At 64.8% G+C, this 9522-nt stretch carries 10 protein-coding genes; 8 read left to right on the top strand and 2 right to left on the bottom strand.

Translation table 11 applies throughout. The annotated features are described in order from the left end of the window. Nucleotides 1-797, bottom strand: a 797-nt coding sequence (locus A5906_RS31170; protein WP_080139010.1) for an SDR family NAD(P)-dependent oxidoreductase, incomplete at its 3' end; no start/stop codon positions are given. Nucleotides 798-1046: 249 nt separating this feature from the next. On the opposite strand from A5906_RS31170, the gene A5906_RS31165 reads away from it, so the two are divergent. The 4 genes from A5906_RS31165 to cyoD are packed head-to-tail and all read left to right on the top strand — an operon-like array spanning nucleotide 1047 to nucleotide 4897. Further along, nucleotides 1047-1880, top strand: a complete 834-nt coding sequence (locus tag A5906_RS31165; RefSeq protein WP_080139009.1) for a cytochrome ubiquinol oxidase subunit II family protein — start codon at nucleotides 1047-1049, stop codon at nucleotides 1878-1880. Beyond that, a complete protein-coding gene (gene cyoB, locus A5906_RS31160; protein ID WP_080139023.1) occupies nucleotides 1870-3870 on the top strand; it encodes a cytochrome o ubiquinol oxidase subunit I in 2001 nt (666 codons plus the stop codon). Before A5906_RS31165 ends, cyoB begins: the two co-directional genes overlap by 11 nt. Next, nucleotides 3870-4511 (top strand): cytochrome (ubi)quinol oxidase subunit III, encoded by a 642-nt coding sequence (locus A5906_RS31155; protein ID WP_080139008.1) that lies wholly within the window; start codon nucleotides 3870-3872, stop codon nucleotides 4509-4511. The genes cyoB and A5906_RS31155 overlap by 1 nt, the downstream gene beginning before the upstream one ends. Next, complete coding sequence (cyoD, locus tag A5906_RS31150) at nucleotides 4508-4897, top strand: cytochrome o ubiquinol oxidase subunit IV (RefSeq protein ID WP_080139007.1); 390 nt, start codon at nucleotides 4508-4510, stop codon at nucleotides 4895-4897. Before A5906_RS31155 ends, cyoD begins: the two co-directional genes overlap by 4 nt. Before the next feature lie 212 nt (nucleotides 4898-5109). Here the strand turns inward: cyoD and A5906_RS31145 are convergent, their stop codons facing one another. Continuing rightward, nucleotides 5110-5898 (bottom strand): thermonuclease family protein, encoded by a 789-nt coding sequence (locus tag A5906_RS31145; RefSeq protein WP_080139006.1) that lies wholly within the window; start codon nucleotides 5896-5898, stop codon nucleotides 5110-5112. A 201-nt stretch (nucleotides 5899-6099) separates the two neighbouring features. On the opposite strand from A5906_RS31145, the gene A5906_RS31140 reads away from it, so the two are divergent. From A5906_RS31140 to A5906_RS45355, 4 genes are all read left to right on the top strand, one after another. After that, nucleotides 6100-7698 carry a GMC family oxidoreductase gene (locus A5906_RS31140; RefSeq protein WP_080139005.1) on the top strand — a complete coding sequence of 533 codons (1599 nt, stop codon included), beginning with the start codon at nucleotides 6100-6102 and terminating at the stop codon, nucleotides 7696-7698. Between the two features lie 9 nt (nucleotides 7699-7707). Further along, nucleotides 7708-8157, top strand: a complete 450-nt coding sequence (locus A5906_RS31135) for a hypothetical protein (RefSeq protein ID WP_080139004.1) — start codon at nucleotides 7708-7710, stop codon at nucleotides 8155-8157. Nucleotides 8158-8274: 117 nt separating this feature from the next. Beyond that, nucleotides 8275-9294 carry a S1C family serine protease gene (locus tag A5906_RS31130; protein ID WP_080139003.1) on the top strand — a complete coding sequence of 340 codons (1020 nt, stop codon included), beginning with the start codon at nucleotides 8275-8277 and terminating at the stop codon, nucleotides 9292-9294. A gap of 59 nt (nucleotides 9295-9353) precedes the next feature. Next, nucleotides 9354-9522: FAD-dependent oxidoreductase (locus tag A5906_RS45355; RefSeq protein WP_245326994.1), on the top strand; the 169-nt coding region annotated here is incomplete at its 3' end.

Below are 9522 nucleotides of genomic sequence, written 5' to 3'. Positions count from 1 at the left end.
CCCCGCCTCACGCTCGCCCCGCCATCCACCGGCAGCGTCACGCCGGTGATGAAGTTCGCCTCGTCGGACGCCAGAAACAGCGCGGCGTTGGCGACGTCCCAGCCGGTCCCCATCTTCCTGCGCAGCGGCACCTTGCTGTCGCGCTCGGCTTCGACCTCGGCGCGGGTCTTGTGCCATTCGCGGGCGCGGGTATCGACCGCCATCGGCGTGTTCATCAGGCCGGGCAGGATGACATTGGCGCGGATGCCGTATTCGGCGTTCTGGTAGGCGAGCTGTTCGGTGAAGGCGATCATCGCCGATTTGGTCGCCTTGTAGGCGACGTACGGATACGTCGTGATCGCCGCCATCGAGGAGATGTTGATGATGGCGCCGCTTCGTTGCGCGCGCATGATCGGGATCACCTCTTTCGCCGCCAGGATGCAGCTCTTCAGATTGATGGCGACGACGCGGTCGAACGCCTCCTCGGTCAGTTGCAGCAGTTCGGCATCGCCGCCGGACAGGCTGACGCCGACATTGTTGTGCAGCACGTCGATCCGTCCCCAGCGCGTCTGCGCGTCCTTGACCATCGCCTTGATGTCGGCGGACTTCGTCACATCGGCCTTGAAGGCTGCGGCGGTGCCGCCTTTCGCGGTGATCATCGCCTCCGTTTCCTGCGCCGACTCCAGATGATGGTCGACGCACAGAACCTTCGCGCCTTCGCGCGCGAAGGTCAGCGCGGCGGCGCGGCCGTTGCCCATGCCTTCGCCGGGGCTCTGGCCGGCTCCGACCACGATGGCGACCTTGTCGTTCAAGCGCATGTCAGTTCACTCCCGGGATCGGATCGTTCTCATTATTTCGTGCAGATTAGCAATCGCTCCGGCCGGAGAGAAGGCGCGGGTCCTGCGTTCATGTCATTGACATCACATGGAATTGCATGCTGCGGCCGACGGATTGCGCATGGCTGGCCCTTGCGATCCAGGAACCGTTTTCCGGCGATCGCGTTTGTTGCGGAGCCTTTTCCGCGCTAGGCTTTCTCCCGGGGTTTCCCAATCGCCAGTGGCTTGCCGATGAATCTGCTCGATCCACAAGGCCCTGTGGCTGCGGCCAACAGCACCATCCTGGTCGATTCCATCTTCATCATGCTCGTGATCGTGGTGCCGACCATTGTCGCGATCCTGGCCTTTGCGTTCTGGTTTCGCGCCTCCAATACTAAAGCGCGCTTCCAGCCGGGCTTCGTCTACTCCGGCCGCGTCGAAATGGTGGTGTGGTCCATCCCTGCGCTGACCGTGATCCTGCTCGGCGGGGTCGCCTGGATCGGCTCGCACCAGCTCGATCCCGCAGCGCCCGTGCCCGGAACCGGCAGTCCGCTGCGCATCCAGGCCGTCTCGCTCGACTGGAAATGGCTGTTCATCTATCCGGATCAGCGCATCGCGACCGTCAACACGCTGACGGTGCCGGCCGGCGCCGAGCTAAATTTCCAGCTGACGTCGTCGAGCGTGATGAACACGTTCTTCATCCCGCAGCTCGGCAGCATGATCTACACCATGAACGGCATGGTGACGCGGCTGAACCTGCGCGCCGACAACGAGGGCAAGCTCCAGGGCCTGTCCGCGCATTTCTCCGGCGACGGCTTTCCCCACATGATGTTCGACGTCAACGTGGTCTCGCCGCTGGCGTTTCCCGACTGGGTCGCCGCCACGGCGAAGAGCGATGCCGTGCTGAACGAGGACACCTACACGAAATTGAAGCAGCAGGGCATCGAGCGGGGCCGGCCGACCTACCGTCTCGAAGACCCGCGGCTGTTCGACCTGATCGCAACTCAGCACATTCCGCCAGGTCCTGGACCGGAGCTCGCATCCGGGGCCGGCCGTCCGCACAGTGGAGGCCACGATGCTCGGTAAGCTCGACTGGTCGGCCATTCCGTTCGATCAGCCCATTCCGCTCGTCGCAGGCGCGGTGGTGCTGGTCGCGATCCTCGGCGTGTTGTTCTGGGTGGTGGTGAAGGGGCATCTGCCCTATCTCTGGGACGAATGGATCACCAGCGTGGATCACAAGCGCATCGGCGTCATGTACATCCTGCTGGCCTCGGTGATGCTGCTGCGCGGCGGTAGCGACGCCATCATGATGCGGATCCAGCAGGCGGTCGCCTACCAGTCGCAGGGCTATCTGCCGCCGGAGCACTACAACCAGATCTTCTCGGCGCACGGCACCATCATGATCTTCTTCGTGGCGATGCCGTTCGTGATCGGGCTGATGAACCTCGTCGTGCCGCTCCAGCTCGGCGTGCGCGACGTCGCATTCCCGACGCTCAATTCGGTCGGCTTCTGGCTGACCGCGACCGGCGCGCTGCTGGTCAATATCTCGCTGGTGGTCGGCGAGTTCGCGCGCACCGGCTGGCTCGCCTTTCCGCCGCTCTCGGGACTATCCTATTCGCCCGGCGTCGGCGTCGACTATTACGCCTGGTCGCTGCAGATCTCCGGCGTCGGCACGCTGGTCGCAGGCATCAACCTCGTCACCACCGTGCTGAAGCTGCGCACCAAGGGCATGAACTATCTGCGCATGCCGATGTTCTGCTGGACCACGCTGGCCTCGAACCTTCTCATCGTCGCGGCCTTCCCGATCCTCACAGCGACGCTCGCGATGCTGCTGCTCGACCGCTACCTCGGCTTCCACTTCTTCACGAATGAGGCCGGCGGCAACGTCATGATGTTCATGAATCTGATCTGGGCCTGGGGGCATCCGGAGGTCTACATCCTCGTGCTGCCGGCCTTCGGCATCTTCTCCGAGGTGGTCTCGACCTTCTCGGGCAAGGCGCTGTTCGGCTACCGTTCGATGGTGCTCGCGACCATGGCGATCTGCGTCGTCTCCTTCATGGTCTGGCTGCACCATTTCTTCACGATGGGGGCGGGGCCGGACGTCAATGCCATCTTCGGCATCGCCAGCATGATCATCGCGATACCGACCGGCGTGAAGATCTACAACTGGCTGTTCACGATGTATGGCGGCCGCATCCGCTTCGCGACGCCGATGCTGTGGTCGGTCGGATTCATGGTCACTTTCATCATCGGCGGCTTGACGGGCGTGCTGGTCGCGGTGCCGCCGGCGGACTTCATGCTCCACAACAGCATGTTTCTGGTCGCCCACTTCCACAACGTCATCATCGGCGGCGTGCTGTTCGGCGCCTTCGCCGGCTTCGAATACTGGTTCCCGAAGGCGTTCGGTTTCCGCCTCGACGAGCGCTGGGGCAAGGCCGCGTTCTGGTTCACCTTCACGGGCTTCTACGTCACCTTCATGCCGCTCTACATCGCCGGCATGCTCGGCATGACCAGGCGCCTGCAGCATTACGACGTCGCGGCCTGGCGGCCCTGGATGATCGTCGCGGCATTCGGCATGGCCGTGTTGTCGATCGGGGTGATCTGCCAGATCATGCAGCTCGTGGTCAGCATCCGCAATCGCGAGGCGCTGCGCGACCGCACCGGCGATCCCTGGGACGGCCGCTCGCTGGAATGGGCGACGTCCTCGCCGCCGCCTGTGTTCAACTTCGCCTTCCATCCGGATGTCCGCGGCGAAGACGCCTATTGGGACATGAAGACCCGCGCCCAGCAGCAATCGTTCGATCATGACGTGCCCGGATATCAGGACATCGAGATGCCGCGAAACTCGCCGACCGGGTTCATCTGCGCGTTCTTTGCCAGCATCATGGGCTTTGCGCTGATTTGGCACATCTGGTGGATGGTGATCCTGGGCGGCATCGGCGCCTTCGCGACCTTCGTCGTGTTCGCCTGGCGCGACCATGACGAATACGTCATTCCCGCCGAGGAGGTCGCCCGGATCGACCGGATCAATCTTGAGGAGCGGCGCAGCCTCGTCAGCATGGCGGGAGCGGTCTGATGTCGATGACAGCGACCGTCGGCCATGCGCACGCCGATCCCCATCACATCGGCATCGTCATCGAGCATCCCGGGCCGGCGTCCAAGAGGATCGTTACCGCCTACGGCTTCTGGGTCTTCCTGCTCTCCGACATCGTGATGTTCTCCTGCTTCTTCGCGGCCTATGCGGTGCTGTCCGGGCAGACCGCCGGCGGCCCCAGTGGCGCTGAGATCTTCGAGCAGCGGAATGTCGCGATCGAGACGGTCTGCCTGCTGCTGTCGAGCTTCACCTGCGGGATGGCCAGCATAGCCGCCGACGTGCGCAACCGGTTCTGGTTCTATCTCGGCATGGCCGTGACCTGCGTGCTCGGCCTGATTTTTCTCGTCATCGAGTTCCGCGAATTCGCCGATCTCGTCGCGCGTGGCTATGGTCCCTCGCGCAGCGCGTTCCTGACGTCGTTCTTCTCGCTGGTCGGATGTCATGGCCTGCACGTCTCGGCCGGCGTGCTCTGGCTGCTCACCATGATGGCTCAGGTCTTCGCCAAGGGCTTTCGCGCCGACGTGTTGCGGCGGATGATGTGCTTTGCGCTGTTCTGGCACGCGCTGGACATCATCTGGGTCGGAGTGTTCTCCGTTGTCTACCTGCTTGGGGGTGCCCCATGAGCGATCAGACCCATATTCCGGCCGGGCATGATCTCGCGCCGGGCGAGGAAGAGCAGCATAGCGTTGGCGAGCGGATCCTGGGTTACGTCGTCGGACTTGTCCTGGCGCTGCTGCTCACGGCGACGTCGTTCTTCATCGCAGGCACCGATTTGGTCTGGCAGCCTTCGATCCCGGTCGCCCTGATCGTGCTGGCGATCGCGCAGATGGGCGTGCATCTGGTGTTCTTCCTGCACATCACCACGGGCCCAGATAACACCAACAACGTGCTGGCGCTGGCCTTCGGGCTGCTGGTGGTCTTCCTCGTGGTCGGCGGCACCGTCTGGATCATGTCGCATCTGAACGGCAACATGCCGCCGATGGACCAGATCATGCGGATGCGGACGTAGGGCACCAAAAAAGAAGAGCCGCTTGTTGTGACAAGCGGCCCAAGTCTAGGGAGGAAACGCCCGAGCAAAGACAATCCGATGAGGATCGTCTGCCAAGGAAACGCTCGCGCAAAGCGCTTGCGTGTGTCTATAAATGGGGCAACTCCCGACGGAGTTCAATTCCGGAGCAATACGGTCTCGGGCTACCACTCACGCTTGCGTGAAGGAATTGTTCACTTTGGCCGGCGGCAATTGTAGGCTTTGCGGAAGCCGGCGGCCTGGGCGTCATCCTCGGAGCAGAACCAGCGGTCCGGCTTGGTGGTTGCCGGATAGCTCGGGCAGCCCCGCAAATGATAGATGCCGATATTGCCCGTGACGCGGGCCCGCACCGCGAGCTTGCCCTTGATGCTGCAGCTCGGCGGCATGGCCAGATCGTCCGGGAACAGCACCGCGCGGATTTCCTTGTCGCGATCGGCGCGGCAGGCGGCGCCCAGCAGGGTGCCGTCCTTCTTGCCGGTGCGGAATTCCTGCGGCGCAACAAAGCAGCCTTTCCAGATCCCGGCCGAGGCGATTTTGGCCTCGGTCGCGGCGGGCTTGACGTTCGCCCTGATTGGCTCGCGGGCGATGCCATAGCCGAGCTTGACCAGCTGTTCGTTCAAGGTCGCCTTGTCACCCTCGGCCGTGCAGAGCGCGCGGTGCCGTTTGCCAAAGCTCTTTTCCGGCCCGACATCGTCGCAGCGCACGGAGCGCTTGTTGATCAGCTTCGCCAATTGGTCACGGGCCTCGATGCCGCAGGTCCAGGGATCGGCGTGATCGTCGATGCAGACCTGGTCCAGCTCGGGCGCGTCGACGCCGTCGAGGCGGTAGGTCACGTCGCCGAGCTGGATGGAGTTGCCGTCGCGGACCGTCGCGGCAGCGGTCACGGCCGAGGCCGGCTGGGAGGACGCCAGAGATCCGGACAAGATGAAAAACAAAACGAGCGCAAAAGCGCGGGCGGCGGCAAAGAAATTTCGGAAGGACATAAGGTCTCGCTATCGATGGCTCGTGCGCCCTTGTTCCTAGCATCGGGACGTGGCGATACCAATGGTCTGCGCCCTGCGAAGTGCGACATTCCGGGCTCGCGGCTTTACTCAGCCGCAGCTCTGACCCTATCGTTCGCCGGCCGCGCGGTGCGCGAAAGGCCGAATCGCCCGGTAAGCGGCGAGGGGGAGGACAAGGTTGCGATGAAAGACCCCGTGGACGTCCTGATCATCGGCGCCGGCGCATCGGGCGCGGCGGTGGCGTGGTCGCTGGCGGAGACCAAGATGCACGTTCTCTGCCTGGAGCAGGGCGGCTGGATGAACCCGGCCGAATATCCGAGCACAGGGCGGGATTGGGAGGCCAAGTTCTACGGCGAGTGGTCGTCGAGCCCCAACGTCCGCGGCCGGCCAGAGGATTACCCGATCAACGACGACAATTCGCCGATCAAGGTCGTCAACTACAATGCGGTGGGCGGCTCGACCGTGATGTACACCGCGCACTGGCCGCGGCTGCATCCTTCCGATTTCAAGGTGAAGACGCTCGACGGCGTCGCCGACGACTGGCCGATTGATTACGACGCGCTGACACCGTTCTTCGAAGAGAACGACCGCATGATGGGCACGTCGGGGCTGTCAGGCGATCCGCTCTCGCCGCTGACGCATCCGCCGATGCCGCAGCAGCCGATGGGCCTGTCCGGCGCCATCATCGGCAAGGCCATGAACAAGCTCGGCTGGCACTGGTGGCCGTCGGACACCACGGTCGCGACCACGGACTATGAGGGGCGGGCGCGCTGCATCAATCTCGGCCATTGCACGCCGGCCTGCGCGCAAGGCGCAAAGTCCTCCACCGACATCACCTATTGGCCGCATGCGATCCGGGCCGGCGTCGAGCTGCGCACCCGTTGCCGGGTGCGCGAGATCACCACCGACGAGAACGGCATGGCCTCGGGCGTGGTCTATTACGACAAGGACGGCGTCGAGCAGTTTCAGCCGGCGCATGTGGTCATCATCGCCTGCAACGGCGTCGGCACGCCGCGGCTGCTCCTCAACTCCGCGTCCGGCCGTTTCCCGAACGGCCTTGCCAATTCGTCCGGCCTCGTCGGCAAGAACCTGATGTTCCATCCCTATGCGCAGATCTACGGCTATGTGAAGGAGGCGACCGACTCTAACCGCGCGCCGCCGACCTGCCTGTGGAGCAAGGAATGGTATGACACCGACCTGTCGCGCGGCTTCGTGCGTGGCTACGGCGTCCAGTTCGTGCGCGGGGCCGGGCCAGTGTTCGAGGCCGTCGTCAGCGAGCAGAAGGGCATCCTCCCCTGGGGCGAGGATCATCATCGCGTCTTCCGCAAGCTCAACGGCCACCGCCTGGGTTTCTCCGCGATCTGCGAGGACCTGCCAGAGGAGCACAATCGCGTCACGCTCGATCCGGTCCTGAAGGACAGCCACGGCATTCCCGCGCCGAAGATCGACTACACGATCAGCGAGAACAGCCGGAAGATGATGGAGCATGCGCTGGCGCGCGGCCGGGAGTTTCTCGAGACGGCGGGGGCGAGCGATATCTGCGTCAACTCGCCGATCCCCTGGGGCGGCTGGCATTTACTCGGCACGGCGCGGATGGGTACCGACCCCGCGCGTTCCGTCGTCAACGAATGGGGCCGCACGCACGACGTGAAGAACCTCTTCATCGTCGATGGCAGCATCTTCGTTACCTCCGGCGGTGTGAACCCGACCTCCACCATCCAGGCCCTCGCGCTCTACATCGCCGACCAGATGAAGCAGCGCCTCGCCAACTTGTTCGACTAGAGGACCGCCATGTCCGAGCAGATGACCCTCACGCCGCGGCAGCGCCAGGACCTGCGCACCATCGCCGCGATGATCATTCCATCGAGCGAGGAATATCGCGTTCCCGGCGCCGACGACGAGATCATCCAGGCGGACATCCTCGCAACCCTGGGTCGGGACACCAGGTTGGTCGCGGCGGCGCTTGACCATCTGGCGCGGCTCGCGGGGATGCCGCTTGCTGATCTCGAGCCTGCCGCGCGCGACAGCGTCGCGCAGCAATTCCGCAGCTCTGGCGGTGGCGCCGCCGCAACGCTCGTCCGCGTCGTGTTGCAATGCTACTACCGCGACGACCGCGTGCTGCGCTCGCTCGGGCTGGAGCTGCGTGCACCGTTCCCGAAGGGCCATGTGCTTCCGGACGGCGACTGGTCGTTGCTCGATCCGGTCAGGGCGAGGGCAGGCACGCTGCGGCGCGCGCCCTAGCCACTTGGGCAGGCCACTTGGGCAGGCCACTTGGGCAGCCCAGCCCTGCGCCCCAGACGGGTCCCTTGCGCGAGAGGGAATAGGCCACCATCTGTGTGGGCCTCAAGGACTCTTGCCATGCTGGATTTCACCTCAGATATCGCCGATGACGCGTCGTCATCGCGAACGGCGGCGGCTGCCCCGGCCGATGACCGGGCGCTGCTGGACGCCTATTCCAATGCCGTGATCGACGTCACCGACCGCGTCGGCCCTGCGGTCGTGCGCGTCGAGACCGGTCCCAAGTTACCGAACGGCCGCGAGCGCGGCGGGCTCGGCTCGGGCATCGTGATTTCGCCGGACGGGCTCGTGCTCACCAACAGCCATGTGGTCGGCACCTCAAAGGAGATCAGGCTGCGCGACGTCGAGGGCCATGTCGGCGATGCCCGGGTGCTTGGCGTCGATCCCGACACCGACCTTGCGCTGCTCCGCGCCAACGGCGTGCGCGATCTGCCCTATGCCGCGCTCGGCAATTCCAAGAACCTTAAGCGCGGACAACTCGTGATCGCGATCGGCAACCCGCTCGGCTTCGAGTCGACCGTGACCGCCGGTGTGGTCTCGGCGCTCGGCCGCTCGATCCGCTCGGTCAGCGGCCGCACCATCGAGGACGTGATCCAGACCGATGCCGCGCTCAATCCCGGCAATTCCGGCGGACCGCTGCTGTCGTCGAATGCCGAGGTGATCGGCATCAACACGGCGATCATCAACGGTGCGCAAGGCATCTGCTTTGCGGTCGCCAGCAACACCGCGCAATTCGTGCTGTCAGAGATCATCCGCCACGGCTATGTCCGTCGCGCCTATATCGGCGTCGCCGGGCAGACCGCGCCGGTCCCGCGACGGCACGCGGTCGTCGCCGGGGTCGAGAACAAGATGGGCGCGCTGTTGATGCAGATCGAGCCCGACGGACCGGCGGCGAAGGCCGGCCTTTTGCCCGGCGATGTCGTGATCAAGGTCGACGGCGTCGAGATCAACGGCGTCGATGACCTGATCCGCGTGCTCGACCGCGACCGGATTGGCCGGCGGCTCGCCATGGATGTGCTGCGGCTCGGCCGCCTGCGGGCGATCGACATCGATCCCATCGAGCGCAAGCCGGCGCGCTAGCGCTCAGGCGCCGGGACGGGGTATGACGGTGTCATGCCTCGCTTCCGGACACCCGCCGCATGATGCCGGCGCACGAGACCTACGACGTCATTGTCATCGGCGCCGGTGCCGGCGGCATGACAGCCGCGGCCGTCGCGGCTGTCGAAGGTCTGCGCGTGCTGGTGATCGAGAAGACGGCCTTCGTCGGCGGCACGACCGCGTGGTCCGGTGGCATGGTCTGGATCCCCG

This window comes from Bradyrhizobium sacchari (assembly GCF_002068095.1).
Lineage (GTDB): Bacteria > Pseudomonadota > Alphaproteobacteria > Rhizobiales > Xanthobacteraceae > Bradyrhizobium > Bradyrhizobium sacchari.
This window is presented reverse-complemented; position numbering and strand designations above follow the sequence as displayed.

Coding starts and splice junctions, on each gene's coding strand:
- cyoB (WP_080139023.1), top strand. CDS start 1,870: ATGCTCGGTAAGCTCGACTGGTCGGCCATTCCGTTCGATCAGCCCATT.
- A5906_RS31135 (WP_080139004.1), top strand. CDS start 7,708: ATGTCCGAGCAGATGACCCTCACGCCGCGGCAGCGCCAGGACCTGCGC.
- A5906_RS31165 (WP_080139009.1), top strand. CDS start 1,047: ATGAATCTGCTCGATCCACAAGGCCCTGTGGCTGCGGCCAACAGCACC.
- cyoD (WP_080139007.1), top strand. CDS start 4,508: ATGAGCGATCAGACCCATATTCCGGCCGGGCATGATCTCGCGCCGGGC.
- A5906_RS31130 (WP_080139003.1), top strand. CDS start 8,275: ATGCTGGATTTCACCTCAGATATCGCCGATGACGCGTCGTCATCGCGA.
- A5906_RS31145 (WP_080139006.1), bottom strand. CDS start 5,898: ATGTCCTTCCGAAATTTCTTTGCCGCCGCCCGCGCTTTTGCGCTCGTT.
- A5906_RS31155 (WP_080139008.1), top strand. CDS start 3,870: ATGTCGATGACAGCGACCGTCGGCCATGCGCACGCCGATCCCCATCAC.
- A5906_RS31140 (WP_080139005.1), top strand. CDS start 6,100: ATGAAAGACCCCGTGGACGTCCTGATCATCGGCGCCGGCGCATCGGGC.